This window comes from Paracraurococcus lichenis (assembly GCF_030657435.1).
GTDB lineage: Bacteria > Pseudomonadota > Alphaproteobacteria > Acetobacterales > Acetobacteraceae > Paracraurococcus > Paracraurococcus lichenis.
Genome location: NZ_JAUTWS010000617.1, coordinates 1 through 231, shown reverse-complemented (window position 1 = coordinate 231; position 231 = coordinate 1). Strand labels below are relative to the sequence as shown.

The 231-nt window shown below is 67.1% G+C and carries 1 pseudogene; it reads left to right on the top strand.

What is annotated here, in order from left to right:
- Positions 1-231, top strand: a pseudogene (locus tag Q7A36_RS41455) (sorbosone dehydrogenase family protein); the annotation flags it as partial.

Genomic DNA, 231 nt, shown 5'->3' with positions numbered 1-231 from the left:
GGGCGCGATGTACCTGCCCTTCGGCCCGCCCTTCAACATCGGCATCCCGCCGACCAGCGTCTCGCAGATCCGCCGCGTGCATCCGAACGGCCTCGCCGAGATCATCGCGCTCGGCGTGCGCAACAGCGTCGGCGGCGACATCGACCCGCGCACGGGGCATTACTGGTTCACCGAGAATGCCCGCGACTGGATCAGCGACGACATGCCGAGTGACAAGCTGAACCATGTCGC